Origin of the sequence: Pseudomonas sp. DWRC2-2 (genome assembly GCF_049897885.1) — a bacterium.
GTDB lineage: Bacteria > Pseudomonadota > Gammaproteobacteria > Pseudomonadales > Pseudomonadaceae > Aquipseudomonas > Aquipseudomonas azotoformans_A.
Map to the genome: position 1 here is coordinate 1,017,082 of NZ_JAFCXD010000001.1, position 16,666 is coordinate 1,033,747.

15 protein-coding genes are annotated in these 16,666 nt (G+C 60.7%); 10 read left to right on the forward strand and 5 right to left on the reverse strand.

Annotated features, from left to right (window positions below; all coding sequences use genetic code 11):
• Positions 1-136 precede the first annotated feature (136 nt).
• From ACP7EW_RS04960 to ACP7EW_RS04970, 3 genes are all read left to right on the forward strand, one after another.
• Complete coding sequence (locus ACP7EW_RS04960) at positions 137-886, forward strand: AraC family transcriptional regulator (protein WP_033900730.1); 750 nt, start codon at positions 137-139, stop codon at positions 884-886.
• 98 nt (positions 887-984) lie between these two features.
• Positions 985-1,869, forward strand: coding sequence for a DMT family transporter (locus ACP7EW_RS04965; RefSeq protein WP_426215672.1), 885 nt, complete (start codon positions 985-987; stop codon positions 1,867-1,869).
• A 131-nt stretch (positions 1,870-2,000) separates the two neighbouring features.
• On the forward strand, positions 2,001-2,282 hold the full coding sequence (locus ACP7EW_RS04970) for a hypothetical protein (protein WP_061449194.1): 282 nt from the start codon (positions 2,001-2,003) through the stop codon (positions 2,280-2,282).
• Positions 2,283-2,323: 41 nt separating this feature from the next.
• On the opposite strand, the gene ACP7EW_RS04975 is transcribed toward ACP7EW_RS04970, so the two are convergent.
• Positions 2,324-2,611, reverse strand: coding sequence for a SelT/SelW/SelH family protein (locus ACP7EW_RS04975; RefSeq protein ID WP_033900727.1), 288 nt, complete (start codon positions 2,609-2,611; stop codon positions 2,324-2,326).
• Positions 2,612-2,695: 84 nt separating this feature from the next.
• Between ACP7EW_RS04975 and ACP7EW_RS04980 the strand changes: the two genes are divergently transcribed.
• A complete protein-coding gene (locus tag ACP7EW_RS04980) occupies positions 2,696-4,885 on the forward strand; it encodes a patatin-like phospholipase family protein (RefSeq protein WP_033900726.1) in 2,190 nt (729 codons plus the stop codon).
• 72 nt (positions 4,886-4,957) lie between these two features.
• Here ACP7EW_RS04980 and ACP7EW_RS04985 read toward each other — a convergent pair whose 3' ends face one another.
• Together ACP7EW_RS04985 and recQ are read right to left on the reverse strand one after the other, a co-directional pair.
• The gene (locus ACP7EW_RS04985; RefSeq protein ID WP_010208708.1) at positions 4,958-5,392 is read right to left on the reverse strand and encodes a MarR family transcriptional regulator; all 435 of its coding nucleotides are present in this window, start codon (positions 5,390-5,392) and stop codon (positions 4,958-4,960) included.
• 121 nt (positions 5,393-5,513) lie between these two features.
• Positions 5,514-7,640 carry a DNA helicase RecQ gene (gene recQ, locus ACP7EW_RS04990; protein WP_426215675.1) on the reverse strand — a complete coding sequence of 709 codons (2,127 nt, stop codon included), beginning with the start codon at positions 7,638-7,640 and terminating at the stop codon, positions 5,514-5,516.
• Between the two features lie 276 nt (positions 7,641-7,916).
• On the opposite strand from recQ, the gene ACP7EW_RS04995 reads away from it, so the two are divergent.
• From ACP7EW_RS04995 to ACP7EW_RS05005, 3 genes are all read left to right on the forward strand, one after another.
• The gene (locus ACP7EW_RS04995; protein ID WP_016976541.1) at positions 7,917-8,504 is read left to right on the forward strand and encodes a YecA family protein; all 588 of its coding nucleotides are present in this window, start codon (positions 7,917-7,919) and stop codon (positions 8,502-8,504) included.
• A gap of 20 nt (positions 8,505-8,524) precedes the next feature.
• Positions 8,525-8,908 (forward strand): YbaN family protein, encoded by a 384-nt coding sequence (locus ACP7EW_RS05000; RefSeq protein ID WP_038849156.1) that lies wholly within the window; start codon positions 8,525-8,527, stop codon positions 8,906-8,908.
• Positions 8,909-9,022: 114 nt separating this feature from the next.
• Entirely contained in the window at positions 9,023-12,493 is a 3,471-nt protein-coding gene (locus ACP7EW_RS05005; protein WP_426215677.1) for a hybrid sensor histidine kinase/response regulator, read from the forward strand.
• A gap of 5 nt (positions 12,494-12,498) precedes the next feature.
• Here ACP7EW_RS05005 and rmuC read toward each other — a convergent pair whose 3' ends face one another.
• Entirely contained in the window at positions 12,499-13,863 is a 1,365-nt protein-coding gene (gene rmuC / locus ACP7EW_RS05010; RefSeq protein ID WP_177112173.1) for a DNA recombination protein RmuC, read from the reverse strand.
• A gap of 175 nt (positions 13,864-14,038) precedes the next feature.
• Positions 14,039-14,362, reverse strand: a complete 324-nt coding sequence (locus tag ACP7EW_RS05015; RefSeq protein ID WP_025855837.1) for a hypothetical protein — start codon at positions 14,360-14,362, stop codon at positions 14,039-14,041.
• A 457-nt stretch (positions 14,363-14,819) separates the two neighbouring features.
• On the opposite strand from ACP7EW_RS05015, the gene ACP7EW_RS05020 reads away from it, so the two are divergent.
• The 3 genes from ACP7EW_RS05020 (at position 14,820) to ACP7EW_RS05030 (ending at position 16,555) form a co-directional block, all read left to right on the forward strand.
• Positions 14,820-15,125, forward strand: coding sequence for a hypothetical protein (locus ACP7EW_RS05020; protein ID WP_426215679.1), 306 nt, complete (start codon positions 14,820-14,822; stop codon positions 15,123-15,125).
• A 443-nt stretch (positions 15,126-15,568) separates the two neighbouring features.
• Positions 15,569-15,793, forward strand: a complete 225-nt coding sequence (locus ACP7EW_RS05025; RefSeq protein WP_005790139.1) for a hypothetical protein — start codon at positions 15,569-15,571, stop codon at positions 15,791-15,793.
• Positions 15,794-16,072: 279 nt separating this feature from the next.
• Positions 16,073-16,555, forward strand: a complete 483-nt coding sequence (locus ACP7EW_RS05030) for a hypothetical protein (RefSeq protein WP_177074152.1) — start codon at positions 16,073-16,075, stop codon at positions 16,553-16,555.
• Positions 16,556-16,666 lie beyond the last annotated feature (111 nt).

Here is a 16,666-nt window from a genome sequence, read left to right on the forward strand (position 1 = left end):
GGCATCCCTCGACGGTGTTTTCGCGAGCTTGCGCCCTGGCGATTAATAGCCCATGACAACTGTGCGTCAGTCTGATGACAGCGCTCAGGGCCCGCAAAGCGTTGTAGACTGCCCGCTTGCTGCCCAGGAGACCACAATGGGACCCACCCTCACCCTACGCCACTACGTCGAAGCGCCCCTCGCCCACAGCCATGACCATGCGCAGTTGGTGTTCGGCCTGTCCGGGCACCTGGACCTGGAAGTGGACGGCCGTGGCAGCCAGGTGCGCGAAAGCAGCGTGATGGTGCTGCCCTTCTCGGCCCACCATGCGTGCGGCAGTCGCGATGGCAGCCGTTGCCTGGTGCTGGATGTGCCGACCGAGCATTGGGTGCTGCAATCGCTGGGCGAGCATGCCGATGCCAGTCGCCGCCTGCTCGACCAGCCCGCGCGGCTGACCTTGGACTCGCGGCAAAGCCAACTGGTGCAATGGCTGGCACACAGCCCGGTACATGACCCATTGATCGTGCAGCAAGGCGCGGTGCTGTTGCTGGCCAGCCTCAATCATCCGCTGGCCCCACCGCAGCCGGGCCGACGCTTACCGTACGCAGCCTTCAATCAACATATCGAGCGACACCTTGCACATCCGTTGCAGGTGGCTGACCTGGCGCGTATCGCTGATTTGTCAGTGGCGCGCCTGCACGCACGGTTCATGGCGGAATGCGGGCAAACCCCCATGGACTACATCCGTAGCCGTCGCCTGCACATGGCCCTGGACCTGTTGCGCAAAACACCGCTGCCTATCGGTGAAATCGCCGATCGCGTCGGTTACGCCTCGCAAAGTGCCTTCGCCGCCGCAATGCTGCGGGAATTTGGCGCCTCGCCGGGTGCTTTACGGCGTAAGCCGTAGGAAGAGTCTCGCGATAAACATCGCGAGCCGGACGACAGACACCGATGCGGGCCACCCACTAGACTGCGGTTCTGTCACACCAAGACTCAAGGATCGCAATGACTCCCCGCTCAGCCCTCGGCGCTCTGCATATCGGCGCATTGATGTTTGGCCTCACCGGCGTATTCGGCAAACTGGCGGCCGCCTCCCCGGCCATCATCGTTTTTGGTCGCGCCGTGTTTGCCGTGGTGGCGCTGGCGGTATTCGCACGGTTCGCCAGCAGCACCGCCTGGAAAACCCTGGAGCTGCGCGACTGGCGCCGGCTGCTGATCAGCGGCGTATTGTTGGCGGCGCACTGGGTGACCTTCTTTATTGCCGTGAAAGTCGCCGGCGTGGCAGTGGCGACTTTGGGCTTCACCGCATTTCCGGCCTTTACCGTGATCCTCGAAGGGCTGATTTTCCGCGAGCGCATCCGCGCCAACGAAGTGGTCCTGGTCGTGCTGGTCAGCGTCGGCCTGGTGTTGGTTACCCCGGACTTCAACCTTGCCAGCGAAGCCACCGGCGGATTGCTCTGGGGCATCGCCTCGGGGTTGCTGTTTTCCCTGTTGTCACTGAATAACCGCGCCAGCTCCGGACGTATCCCGGCGGTGCAGGCGGCGCTGTGCCAGAACGTGGTGGTCGCCGTGTGCCTGTTGCCCGTGGCGGCGCCCGGCCTGACAGAGGTGCGCGCAATCGACTGGTTGTGGATCGGTTTGCTCGGCGTGTTCTGCACCGGCCTGGCCCATAGCCTGTTTGTTGCCAGCCTCGCGGTGATCAAGGCGCGTACCGCTTCGGTGGTGTTCGCCATGGAGCCGGTCTACGGCATCACCGCGGCTTGGCTGCTGTTTGCCGAAACCCCGACGCTGCGCATGCTCTTGGGCGGTGTGTTGATCATCGTCGCGATCGTGCTGTCAGGGTTGATGGGCGGTGCCAGCCAGGCCAAGCAGCCCGCAACCACGGCCTGATCTATACTTTAAACATCCGCAACAGTCTGCAGTCGTTCAACGGATAACCGACAGCTCGACGACAGCCTGGGTGTGTTCTGAAGTTGCTGCACGCGAGTGGTCACAACTCAACGCGATGCGGGAGCTTTACCATGGAAATGCTCATCAATTTGTTAGTGCAGATCATCAGCGGGGCCGTCGGCGGCAACATTGCCGGTATGACCAAACAGAGCCTCGGGACCGGGCTCAATACACTGATCGGTGGTGTCGGCGGGCTGGTGTTGGGCCAGGTCGTCGCGGCACTCACCGGCACCTCGGGCGGTGAAGCGCTGGATGTGGCGGCGGTTGGCAGCAACATTGTCGGGGGAGGTGTCGGCGGCCTAGTGTTGACGTGGCTGATAGGTTTCATCAAACAAAAGATGGCCGCCAAATAGGACTGCGCTGCAGGGTCACCGCCTTTACAAGGCGGTGACTTTCACTGTGTGCGGTCGTTATGCCCCAGGTCCCTCTGCGGGTCGATCTGATCGCGCACGCGCTGCTTGAGTACCTTGGCCTCGGGAAAACCGCCGTCGACCTTGCGCTCCCAGATCTGCACCCCATCACAGGTGATGCGAAATGCGCCACCGGTGGCCGGTTCCAGCGCCACTTTGCCCAGGTCATCCGCAAACGTACTCAACAGTTCCTGCGCCAACCACGCGGCGCGCAGCAACCACTGACACTGGGTGCAATAGGTGATGACGATCTCGGGTTTGATCAGCGACATGATTTGAAAGGCTCCTGGCGTAACGGGCTAGGCGGATCGAGTGGCTATAATACCGGCCTTTATCGCCCAGTCCCGAGATTCATGATGCGCCGCCTGCTGTCCTGCCTGTTTCTGTGCTTGCTCCCCCTTGTTGCCGATGCCATTGAACCGCCACGCCCGAAGATCGGCCTGGTGCTGTCCGGCGGTGCCGCCCGTGGGCTGGCCCATATCGGTGTGCTCAAGGCACTGGAAGAGCAAGGCATCCAGATCGATGCGATTGCCGGCACCAGCATGGGCGCGGTGATCGGCGGGCTGTACGCCTCGGGCTACAAGATCGATGAGTTGGAAAAGCTGGCGCTGAGCATCGACTGGCAACAGGCACTGTCCGACGCACCGCCGCGGGAAGACGTGCCGTTCCGGCGCAAGCAGGATGACCGGGATTTCCTGGTCAAGCAGAAACTCAGCTTTCGCGACGACGGCAGCCTGGGCCTGCCACTGGGCGTGATCCAAGGCCAGAACCTGGCGCTGCTGCTGGAAAGCATGTTCGCCCATAGCAGCAACACGCGTAACTTCGACAAGCTGCCGATCCCCTTCCGCGCGGTGGCGACCGATATCACCACCGGCGAGAAAGTGGTATTCCGCAAGGGTCACCTCCCCCAGGTGATCCGCGCCAGCATGTCGATCCCGGCGGTGTTCGCGCCGGTTGAGCTGGATGGCCGACTGCTGGTGGACGGCGGCATGACCGATAACATCCCGCTGGATGTGGCGCGGGAAATGGGCGTGGATATCGCCATTGTCGTCGACATCGGCACCCCGCTGCGCTCGCGCAAGCAACTGGCGACGGTGGTGGACGTGCTCAACCAGTCGATCACCCTGATGACCCGACGCAACTCTGAAGAACAACTCAAGGACCTGCACCCCAAGGATGTGCTGATCCAGCCACCCCTCGCCGCCTATGGCGTGACCGACTTCGGCCGCGCCAAGGACATGATCGACGCCGGCTATCGCGCCACCCGCGCCCTCGACGCGCGCCTGGCCCACCTGCGCCCCGCCGAGCCGATCGACCCGCAACTGGTGGCCGCCCGCACACCCGGTGAACGCACGCCGGTGATCACCGCCATCAACGTGGAGAACGACTCGAAAGTCAGCGACGACGTGATCCGCTACTACATCCGCCAACCCTTGGGCGAGCCGCTCAACCTAGGGCGCCTGCAAACCGACATGGGCACCTTGTACGGCCTGGATTACTTCGAGCAGGTGCAATACCGCGTGGTGAAAAAGGGCCAGGACAACACCCTGGTGATCAGCGCGCGCGGCAAACGCAGCGGCACCGACTACCTGCGCCTGGGCTTGAACCTGTCGGACGACATGCGCGGCGACAGCGCGTTCAACCTCGGCGCCAGCTACCGCATGAACGGCATCAACCGCCTCGGCGCCGAATGGCTGACGCGGGTGCAGATTGGGGATCGACAAGAGCTGTACAGTGAGTTCTACCAGCCAATGGACACGGGTTCGCGTTACTTTGTCGCGCCGTACATCAGCGCCCAGGCCCAGAACGTCGAGCTGATCCTGGACAACGACCCCATCTCCGAATATCGCCTGGAACGCTACGGTTTCGGCTTGAACGTCGGACGGCAGATCGGCAACAGCGGCGAAATCCGCTTCGGCGTCGGCGAAGCCTGGGGCAAGGCGGACGTGCGCATCGGCGACCGGGATCTGCCCAGCGTGAGTTTCAGCGAAGGCTTCTATGAACTGAAGTACTCCTTCGACTCCCTGGACAACGTGTACTTCCCCCATACCGGCGAAGACATCGGCCTGGCCTACCGCGAATTCGAACCGGGACTGGGCTCGGACCAGCGTTACCGCCAGTGGGAGTTCAAGCTCGACAAGGCCATGAGCCACGGCCCGGACACCCTGGTGCTGGGCGGGCGTTACGGGCGCACCCTGGATGATTCGGACGTGGTGATTTCCAGCTTCCTGCTGGGTGGTGCGCGGCAGCTGTCGGGCTTCCGCCAGGATGCAATCTCGGGGCAGAACATCAGCCTGATGCGCGCGGTGTACTACCGCAGGCTCACACCGCGTTCGTACCTGCCGCTGGATTTCCCGCTGTACCTGGGCGCGTCACTGGAACGCGGCCGCGCGTGGAACAATGACAATGAGTTCGACAGTGGGTATATCAACGCGGCGAGTATTTTCCTGGGGTTTGATACACCGTTGGGGCCGCTGAACTTCAGCTATGGGTTCAATGATGATAATCAGAAGGCGGTGTATCTGAACCTGGGGCAGACGTTCTGACGGTTTGAACAGAACCCTTTTGTAGTGAGCGGGCTTGCCCGCTTACTACAACAAGCCCGTGCGGTGTTTGCTTCAGGACTTTTCCAGGTTCGACAGGATGTGCGCATGCACGCGCATGCACACACTCAAATCAGCTTCATCCACCCCCACGAACAGCTCATGCCGCAGGGCCGTGGCGATGGTTTCGATCTGTTCGATCAACGGGCGGGCGGTGTCACACAGCAGAATGCGCTTGGCACGACGGTCTTCCACCACGGCCTGGCGTTGCACCAGGCCCTGGCCTTCCAGGCTGTCCAGCAGGCGGGCCAATGTCGGCCCTTCTACACCCACACTCTGCGCCAACTCACGCTGGGTGGGGGCCTCTTCAAAACGGGCCAGGTGCAGCAGCACCAGCCAGCGCGCCTGTGACAGGCCAAGCCCAGCCAGACGGCGATCCAGCTCGGCGCGCCAACCACGGGACATTTGCGCCAGTTGCATGCCAAATCGGTGTTGATCGGTTAACGGCATAAAAAACTCATGTTTTAGACTGAAAATAAAGTGTGGCTAATTATTAGTCAGCTAAGCATGAGCTTTGCCCATAGGCAAGAGTTGCTATGTACTGATTCGTTACATTGTCGTAATTGGCGCACTAAATTTCGAATTCAGACTGCAAAGCCGCCCGCACGCAGTACAAAACACCTTCAGGAACGCGCCCGGTGAACAGCGGGGCAATCTCCGCCACAGGTGGCAATTCGCCCTCCCCGTCCAGGAATGCATCCTGGATTTCGCCGAGCAGATCCTCGGGTAAATCAAGGGCTTGCTCCAGCGACAACTGCTGCTTGCCGATGGATTCAGCGAGCAAGGTGTAGACGTTCTTTTCAGAGCATTGCAGCTGGTTGGCGATCTGGACCGGAGTCATGCCAGCACGTGCCAGGCTGATCAGTTCGTGGCGGATATCGGCGACTTCCTTGGGCGCTTCGGCCTGGCCGCCGAGGACTTCGAGGAAGGCCTGGCCGTAACGCTCCAGCTTGCGCGCGCCCACACCACTGACCCGCGCCATCTCGGCCATGCTGGTGGGTTGCTCGCGCAGCATCTCCAGCAGGGTGGAGTCGGGGAAAATAACGTACGGCGGCACGCTGTGTTCCTGCGCCAGTTTGCGACGCAGGGTGCGCAAGGCTTCCCACTGCTCGCGTTCTTCGCCACGAACAAGCTGGCTGGCCTGGCTGGTGCTGGTCTTGGCGGTGGTCTGCGGCTTGAGGTCGCGGCGCAGCTCCAGGCTGACTTCGCCCTTGAGCAACGGCCGGCAGCTGTCATTCAGGCGCAGGCCGCCATAGCCTTCGATGTCGATGTCCACCAGGCCGCGCGCCACCATCTGCCGGAACAGCGAGCGCCACTCGCCTTCCGCGCGGGCCTTGCCGACGCCATAGACCGAGAGTTTTTCGTGGCCGAAGCTGCGCACCTTCTCGTTGTCCTTGCCCAGCAACACATCCACCAAGTGACCGACGCCATAACGCTGGCCGGTGCGATAGATGGCGGACAAACCCTGGCGCGCCGGTTCAGTGGCGTCCCAGGTCTGCACGCCGTCGACGCAGTTGTCGCAATGGCCGCACGGCTCGGGCATGTCTTCGTCAAAATACGCCAGCAAAGTCTGGCGACGGCAGCGGGTCTCTTCACACAGCGAGAGCATGGCGTCGAGCTTGTGCTGCTCAAGCCGCTTATGGCGCTCGTCACCCTCGGAGTTCTGCAGCATCTGCTTGAGCATCACCACGTCTTGCAGGCCGTAGACCATCCACGCATCCGCCGGCAAACCGTCACGGCCGGCGCGCCCGGTTTCCTGGTAGTAGGCCTCGAGGGATTTGGGCAGGTCCATGTGCGCGACGAAGCGCACGTTGGATTTGTCGATGCCCATGCCGAACGCGATAGTGGCCACCATGATCAGGCCTTCCTCGTTGAGGAAGCGCTTCTGGTGAGCCGAACGTGTTTCGTTGGGCAGGCCGGCGTGATACGGCAACGCTGGGTAGCCTTGTTCACAGAGAAACGCGGCCACCTCATCGACCTTCTTGCGCGACAGGCAATAGACGATGCCCGCATCGCTGCGCCGCTCGGAGAGGAACGCCAGCAACTGTTTGCGCGGCTGCTCCTTGGGCACGATGCGATAGAAAATGTTCGGACGGTCAAAGCTCGACAGGAAGCGCTCGGCGTTCTGCAGGTGCAGGCGCTCGACGATTTCTTCGCGGGTGCGCTTGTCGGCCGTGGCGGTCAGGGCAATGCGCGGCACATCGGGGAACAGCTCAGCCAATTGGCCGAGCTGCAAATATTCGCGGCGGAAGTCATGGCCCCATTGGGAGACACAGTGGGCTTCGTCGATGGCGAACAGGGCGATTTCCAGGCTTTGCAAAAAAGCCAGCATGCGCGGCTGCACCAGGCGCTCGGGGGCCAGGTACAGCATCTTCACTTCACCGCGCTTGATCCGCGCGGCCAGGTCGCGCTGCTGCTCGGCACTGAGGGTGGAGTTCAACGACGCGGCGGCGACACCGAGTTCTTCAAGGGTGGCCACCTGGTCGTCCATCAGTGCGATCAGCGGCGACACCACCACGGCCAGTCCATTGCGCAACAGCGCTGGCACCTGGAAGCACAATGATTTACCACCGCCGGTAGGCATCAGGACCAGTGCGTCACCGCCATTGGCCACGCGCTCAATGATCGCACCCTGGCGGCCACGAAAACTGTCGTAGCCGAAGATGTCCTTGAGGACGCGTTGTGCCTGCTCGAGCATGTAAAACTCCAAAATAGTGCCGAAATCCCTCTGTACAGGCTGGCCGAAAAAAACCGCTTTCACGGGAAATAATCCGTAAGCGAAGTTTTCGCGCACTGGCGCTTGGCCTGCAAGGGCATCACAAAACGCGGCAGTATACCCGAGCGCTACCCGGCAAAGGGCGCCACTGACGAACAGCGAGCGCTATCTAAAACCTGGCAAATATGCAGTGCGGCTGGCCTGGGCGCTCAAGAAAGCCTAGAATTCAGCATCGTTTATTCCCAAGGTAGTCCTTCAATGTCCTTCGCTGAGCAACTAACCCGCCTGCAAGCCTTCCTCGACGCCGATGAGCTGCATGACGAGGCGCTGGACTACGTGGCCGCCCACGGCTACCTGACCGCCCTGTCGATCTGCTCCGACGTCGTCCCCGACCGTGAATGGATCGATGCACTGTTCGCCGAAGAGCCGCACTACACCGACGCGGCCCAACGCGAAGAAATCGAATCCACTCTACTGGCCCTCAAGGCCCACATCGGTCGCCAACTGGCTTCCGACGAAGAATTCGAGCTGCCGTGCGAACTGGATCTGGGCGAAGAACCGGATGACTCCGACCTGCGCGGCTGGTGCATCGGCTTCATGGAAGGCGTTTTCCTGCGCGAAGCCGCGTGGTTCGAAACCGCCGAGGAAGAAGTCAGCGAAATGCTGCTGCCGATCATGGTCGGTTCCGGCCTGTTCGACGACCAGCCTGAATTCGCTGACATCGCCGCCGACGCCAACCTGATGGACGACATGATCGTTCAGATCCCGGAAGCCCTGACCGCGCTGTACCTGCTGTGCAACGCACCTGACGAAAAACCGGCGATCCTCAAACCACGTCACCACTGAGTCGCTTGCCCGTGACACCCATGGGCAATCGTCCTCTGCTCCTGCGCTACCTGTTGCTGGCCATCGGCTGGCTCAGTGTGGCGTTGGGGGTGATCGGGATTTTCCTGCCGGTATTGCCGACGACACCCTTCCTGCTGCTCGCTGCCGCCTGCTTCGCCCGAAGCTCCCCACGTTTCTACCATTGGCTGGTGCAACACCCACGCCTGGGACCGTGGATCCGTGATTACCTGGATGGCAATGGCATTCCTCTCAAAGCCAAGGTCTACGCCATCGGCTTGATGTGGCTGAGTATCGGCGTGTCCTGTTACCTGGTGCCACTGCCGTGGGCGCGGGGTTTCATGCTGACCAGTGCGGTGCTGGTGACTATTTACATCCTGCGCCAGAAAACCCTGCCACCCCGTTAAGCCGCGACATCACGTCGCGCTCAGACCTTGGTCGACACTGACTAACCCCAAGCATTCTGCGAGACTGTCCAACCGGGCCTGGAATGCCCGGGTGTTCTTATGCGCGGAGTTACCATGACGTTGTCCAGCGGGCTGATTGCCGCCGTTGCCCTGGCCTATATGGCCATTATGTTTGCCATCGCCTTCTACGGTGATCGCCGCCGTGCGCCGCTGCCGCCGCGTATGCGTGCCTGGGTGTACAGCCTGTCGCTGGCCGTTTACTGCACCAGTTGGACATTCTTCGGCGCCGTAGGCCAGGCCGCCGAACAGTTGTGGGCGTTTTTACCGATCTACCTGGGACCGGTGTTGTTGCTGGTGTTGGCACCTTGGGTGCTGCAGAAGATGATCCTGATCAGCAAGCAGGAAAACATCACCTCCATCGCCGACTTTATTGCGGCACGCTACGGCAAATCCCAATCCCTGGCCGTGGTGGTTGCACTGATCTGCCTGGTCGGCGTGCTGCCTTATATCGCGCTGCAACTCAAAGGCATCGTGCTGGGCGTCAATCTGCTGATCGGCGCTGGCGCCGACACCACCGGCACCCGCGCCCAGGACACCGCGCTGATTGTGTCGCTGGTGCTGGCGCTGTTCACCATTGTGTTTGGTACGCGCAACCTCGATGCCACGGAACACCACCGGGGCATGGTGCTGGCAATTGCGTTTGAATCTCTGGTCAAACTGTTCGCGTTTCTCGCGGTCGGCGCGTTTGTGACCTACGGGCTGTACGACGGTTTCGGTGATCTGTTCAGCCAGGCCATGCTCGCGCCCCGCCTGGATGAATACTGGAAAGAGACCGTCAACTGGCCCTCCATGGTGGTGCAGACCGGCGTGGCCATGATGGCGATCATCTGCCTGCCTCGGCAGTTTCATGTCACGGTGGTGGAGAATATCGACCCCCAGGACCTACGCCTGGCCAAGTGGGTGTTTCCCGCCTATCTGATTCTTGCCGCACTGTTTGTAGTACCGATCGCCTTGGGCGGCAAGATGATGCTACCCAGCTCGGTACTGCCGGACTCCTACGTCATCAGCCTGCCCATGGCCGAAGCCCATCCGGCGCTGGCTGTATTGGCCTTTATCGGGGGGGCGTCAGCGGCCACCGGCATGGTCATCGTGGCGAGCATTGCGTTGTCGACCATGGTGTCCAACGACATGCTGCTGCCTTGGTTGCTGCGTCGCTCCAGCGCCGAGCGGCCGTTCGAAGTGTTTCGCCACTGGATGCTCTCGGTACGCCGCGTAAGCATCGTGATCATTCTGTTGCTGGCCTACGTCAGCTATCGCCTGCTGGGCTCCACCGCGAGCCTGGCGACCATCGGCCAGATCGCCTTTGCCGCCGTGACCCAACTGGCTCCCGCCATGCTCGGTGCGTTGTATTGGAAACAAGCCAACCGACGCGGGGTATTCGCCGGGCTGGCAGCCGGTACTTTCCTGTGGTTCTACACCCTGGTCCTACCGGTGACGGCGAAAAGCCTGGGCTGGTCTCTCAGCCTTTTCCCAGGGTTGACGTGGATGCATTCCCACCCGCTAGGCCTGTCTGTCACCTCATTGACCTTGGGTACCGTGTTTTCCCTGGCCGGCAACTTCACGCTGTTTGTGTGGGTGTCGATGCTGTCGCGCACGCGCGTGTCCGAACACTGGCAAGCCGGGCGTTTCATCGGCCAGGAAATCAGCCAACGTGCCAGCGCCCGTTCGATGTTGTCGGTGCAGATCAGCGACTTGCTCAGCCTGGCAGCGCGCTTTGTCGGTGAAGAACGCGCCCAGCAGAGCTTTATCCGCTTCGCCTATCGCCAGGGCAAAGGCTTCAACCCCAACCAGAATGCCGACAACGATTGGATTGCCCACACCGAGCGATTATTGGCCGGCGTACTGGGCGCCTCGTCGACACGTGCGGTGGTAAAAGCCGCCATCGAAGGGCGGGAAATGCAGTTGGAGGACGTCGTCCGCATCGCTGACGAAGCGTCGGAGGTTCTGCAGTTCAACCGCGCGTTGCTGCAAGGGGCCATCGAAAACATCACCCAGGGCATCAGCGTGGTCGACCAGTCCCTCAAGCTGGTGGCCTGGAACCGGCGTTACCTGGAGCTGTTCAACTACCCGGACGGGCTGATCAGCGTGGGCCGGCCGATCGCCGACATCATCCGCTACAACGCCGAACGCGGGTTGTGCGGGCCGGGCGAGGCCGAAGTGCACGTGGCGCGACGCCTGCACTGGATGCGCCAAGGCCGTGCACACACGTCCGAACGTTTATTTCCCAATGGACGGGTGATCGAACTGATCGGCAACCCGATGCCGGGCGGCGGTTTTGTCATGAGCTTCACTGACATTACCGCGTTCCGCGAAGCCGAGCAGGCACTTACCGAGGCCAACGAAGGCCTGGAACAAAGGGTGACCGAGCGCACCCATGAACTGTCCCAACTCAATGTGGCACTCACCGATGCCAAGGGCGTGGCCGAATCCGCCAGCCAGTCGAAGACCCGCTTCCTGGCGGCGGTCAGCCATGACTTGATGCAACCTTTGAATGCTGCGCGCCTGTTTTCCGCCGCCCTCTCCCACCAGAACGACGGCCTCTCCACCGAAGCCCGGCAATTGGTGCAGCACCTGGACAGCTCCTTGCGCTCCGCCGAAGACCTGATCAGCGACTTGCTGGATATCTCGCGCCTGGAAAACGGCAAGATCAATCCGCAGCGCCAGCCCTTTGCACTCAACGAACTGTTCGACACCTTAGGCGCAGAGTTCAAGGCGCTGGCCAACGAGCAAGGTTTGCGTTTCCGCCTGCGCGGCAGTCGCTTGCGCGTCGACAGCGATATCAAGTTGCTGCGGCGCATCCTGCAGAATTTTCTCACCAACGCATTCCGTTATGCCGACGGCCCGGTGCTGCTTGGCGTACGCCGACGCAAGGGCGAGCTGTGCCTGGAAGTGTGGGACCGTGGCCCCGGCATCCCGCTGGATAAACAGAAGGTGATCTTCCAAGAGTTCAAACGCCTGGACAGCCACCAGACCCGCGCGGAGAAAGGCTTGGGACTGGGCCTGGCAATCGCCGATGGCTTGTGCCGCGTACTCGGCCATCGGTTGAGCGTACGCTCGTGGCCAGGCAAAGGCAGCGTATTCAGCGTGCGCGTGCCGTTGGCGCGCAACCAGGCCAGCCCACAGGTCAAGACACCCCAGGAAACCGGCCTGCCGTTGAGCGGCGCACAGGTGCTGTGTGTGGATAACGAAGAGAGCATCCTGATCGGCATGCGCAGCCTGTTGACCCGCTGGGGCTGCGAGGTGTGGACCGCCACCGACCAGGCGCAATGCGCGGCGTTGCTCGCCGACGGCGTGCGTCCGCAGTTGGCCCTGGTGGATTACCACTTGGACCATGGCGAAACCGGAACTGAGCTGATGGGGTGGCTGCGCGCACAATTGGCCGAGCCGATTCCCGGTGTGGTGATCAGCGCCGACGGCCGCCCGGAGATGGTGGCCGAAGTGCATGCGGCGGGGTTGGATTACCTGGCCAAGCCGGTGAAGCCAGCGGCGTTGCGGGCATTGTTAAGCCGACATCTTCCCTTGTAACTCAGTTACTCGGGTAGGTGCGCGACACCGTCTGAATCCGTCATCGCCCGCTCGAGCAAATCCGCCGGCAGGCTTTTACTCGCCCGCGCCCCCAGCAACCTCAATTGCTCGGTGCGGCTGACCAGATTTCCGCGTCCATCTGTCAGCTTGTTTCGCGCCGCACTGTAAGCCTTATCCAACTGCTGCAAACGGTTACCCACTTCATCCAGGTCCTGGATAAACAGCACAAACTTGTCGTACAGCCAACCGGCGCGCTCGGCGATTTCCCGGGCGTTCTGGCTCTGGCGTTCCTGTTTCCACAGGCTGTCGATCACACGCAGGGTCGCGAGCAAGGTGGTTGGGCTGACAATCACGATATGACGGTCGAACGCTTCCTGGAACAGGTTGGGCTCGGCCTGCAACGCAGCGGAAAATGCCGCTTCGATCGGCACGAACAGCAACACGAAATCCAGGCTGTGCAGGCCTTCCAGGCGTTTGTAATCCTTGCCGGCCAGGCCTTTGACGTGGTTGCGCAGCGACAGTACGTGCTGCTTCAGGGCCGCCTGGCCGATCACTTCATCGTCTGCTGCCACATACTGTTGATAAGCGGTGAGGCTGACCTTGGAGTCCACCACCACCTGCTTGTCGCCGGGCAACATGATCAGCACGTCGGGCTGGAAACGCTCGCCGTCCGGGCCCTTGAGACTGACTTGGGTCTGGTACTCACGGCCCTTCTCCAGCCCGGCATGCTCCAGCACCCGCTCAAGGATCAGCTCACCCCAGTTGCCCTGGGTTTTCTGGCCCTTGAGCGCGCGGGTCAGATTGGTGGCTTCGTCCGACAGACGCAGGTTCAACTGCTGTAGGCGCTCCAGCTCCTTGGCCAGAGAAAAACGCTCACGTGCCTCGTTCTGGTAGCTTTCTTCCACGCGTTTTTCGAAGGACTGGATGCGCTCTTTCAGCGGATCGAGCAATTGACCCAGGCGCTCCTGGCTGGTTTCGGCGAAGCGCTGTTCACGCTCGTCGAAGATCTTGCCGGCCAACTCGGCGAACTGCGCACGCAGCTCATCACGCGAGCCTTGCAGGTCGGTGAGGCGTTGTTGATGACTGTCCTGTTGTTCACGCAATTCGGCGCGCAGAGCGGCCGACAAGGCATCGAGGCGGCGTAGCTCGACTTCCTTGGCGCTGCGGTCGAGATTCCAGGCGTGGGCGGCGTCGCGGGCATTGTCACGGTCGATCTGCAGCAACTCGACTTCGCGACGCACAGCGGCCAGGTCAGCCTGCTTGGCGGCGTTGGCCTGGCTCAAGTCGCTGATCTCGTCGCGGCTGGCATCCAGCTGAGCGGCCAGGCCTTCCTGGGCCAGCTGTGCAGTGGCCAGGCGCTCTTCGAGCAGTTCCCAGCCGGTCATGCGTGCGCTCAGGCGTCGCTGGAGCTGCCAGCACACGGCCAATAAAGGCACAGCAGCGCCAGCCAGGCCCAAGGCAATACTGGTCCAGTCAAAAACCATAGACATGTCTGCCATCACCGAAAAAAACCAAGGTTAGCGGAGCACAAGGCCTGAGGACAGCTCAGTCTTCGACCTGGCCCAGTTCGCGCTGGGCGCGGCGGTCACCGGCGCGGGCGGCCAGGCGTAGCAGGTCGTGGCCGATGCGGCGGTCGCGGGCATTCCCGCATTCGCGGCACATCAGTTGGCCCAGGCGGCTTTGCGCGGCAACCACACCCTCACGGGCCGGCTGCTTGAGCAAACGCCCGGCGAAGTGCTTTACATTGGTGTTGTGACCCAGGCGCGGACTGTCGAGCAACCACAAGGCAACTTTCAACGAGAAGCGCTTGGGGGCGGTAACAGTTTGAGGGGTGTCGGTAACAGAAGGTGATACTGAGCGAAACTTCATAAAGCACTGTGGGACAGAACGGAAGGCGCGCCACTCTACTCTTTTTTTCGTACAGGTAAAGCTGAAAAAACTCGGCACGCCCGTTCTAGAGCAAGCGCTCGGGACAATCCACAGAAGCTGTGGATAACTCAGTGGACAACCCCCCTTTAACTCGCGCAAAGCCCCATGGAATGGGGGCCGCAGTCAAACTGACGATTTTTTCACCAATAAAAAAAAGCCAGATTTTTCATTGACTTAAATTTCCATTACAGGCAAATGGCGGCCCTGCAGTGCAGTTGACAACGCGGTTACACACGCCGCAACTAATGTGCACAAGTACCCATTCGATGGTTATATCCCCGGCTTTTTTTGAAGCGACTCGCTGAAAAAATGTTACCGCGAGGGCCAAGCGGGGACTTTTCAAATCTTTCCCGGCTCGCCACACTCCCCCACCTACATCGCAACGGTGGGTTGGTTGATGAAAGGAATTCTATTATTCGCCATGTTGCTGCTGGCCATCTGCGCCGTTTCCTTGGGGATCAATGCCGCACTGCCGTCACCGGATGGGGCGGTGTTCGCCATCGCGATCCTGCTGTCGGCGGCGTTCACGGCCGTGAGCCTCTGCATCGAACTGGGTGAAGGCCGGATAAACGACATGGGCGACGTGATGAAGGTGGTAGAAACCGGTCAATCCTTACGCCTGACGCTTGCCGCCTACGGGCTGGGCTGCTCCCTGGCGGCAGCGAGCACCGTACTGGTCTATCGCGGCCTGTTGGGCGGCTGATGAAAGTTTTTTGGCTAACACACTTCCCTTACCTGTTTCAATCCGTTACTATCCGCGGCGTTAGTACCAAGCTGAAAGTCAATTCTGGTCGAACAACTCCCCTGTCCAACACGGGATCGACCACCTCGATGGTTTCCAGGTATCACTTGCGACGACACGGCCTTTGAACAAGCAAAGGGTGTCGCGAAGTTTCCTTACTCTGACCGAACCAACCTGCAAATTGATCAGGATCTTCACCCCGGGCCCAGAACCTTTGCCCCTGTTGTGTTGCCTGCCCTCCTAAGTACCTACCTGCCAGCCCAAGCGCGCCTAACTTATCAGCGCTTCAAACTGGCTGCTTTGTTCCAGTCGGTTTCTTCGTTCGATCAATAGTGGTCAACGTCGCTGGAACGTTTTAATACGGCACGGTTCTTATCCGTGTCATTTGTAGGAACACCAATAATATGAACGCTCAAATCCATACTCAGGATGCCATTCGCACCCTCACCAACGCTTTTGCTCCAATGAACTGCCTGATCATGGCCGCTCGCAAAGGCTGCTTCAGCTTCACCCTGGTCAACGAACACGGCATCGCGCGTCACAGCGAACGCCTGTACCCCGATCAATACTCCAGCGCAGAACCGCTGCAGGCCGTGATCGAGCGTACCCGTCAGGCACTGACTGCCTGATCGACCCGAGTCGCTGAAACACAAAAACCCTGTTTAAAACGCAGGGTTTTTATTGCCCGGAATTTGCCTATTGAGCTTTTGCACTAAGTTCGAATAGATATAAACGTTATAACTAAATGAAGAAGATGTTTTAAAAACAGTCCTTTACATCACAAATATGACACTACACTTCAACTCAAGCGGCATGATCCGCTTCCGGCGAGCCTGAGATCCGATCCACTGCTGCCAAGCCCCCACCTTCTCAGGCTTCGTCGACCACTTTCACGGATTGAGGCGTGTATGGGTATCGCTGCCAGCGAATTGTGTCGTTATGTGATCCGGCCAACCTTGATGTACCTCGGCCGCCATAACCCGACGGCCGAGTCCCTGCTGCTGGGCATTGCCGCCAGCCAGTCGGAACTCGGTTCCGCGCTGCACGACCGCCGTGGGCATGGCCTGTACAGCATCACCGAACCGCGCCACCGCGCCTTGTGGGATAACTACCTGGCGCTGGACCCCGAGCGCGCCAGCCTGGTACGCGGGCTTGCGAGCCAGCACGCGTTCCTCAGCGCCCCGCAATTGGAGCTCACCGTCAACCTGCGTTACGCCACCGCCATTGCCTGGTTGTTGGTCGAACAACACACCCCCGCACTGCCTCCGCCCGGTGACGTGCTGGCCATGGCGCGTATCTGGAAAGAAATTTTTCATCCACAAGGACGGCTGCGCGATTTCACTCAAGCCTGGCAAACCTGTGTTTCACCCATGAATCACGTGGTTTGCTAACCGGGCAATTTGCAAGATTCGCCAAAAACCCCGGAATTTGGTCGGATTGTCCTACAAAACCGCTCTATCTCCTACATTACAGCCTATAGCGCGATCTTAAAATTATTGTTA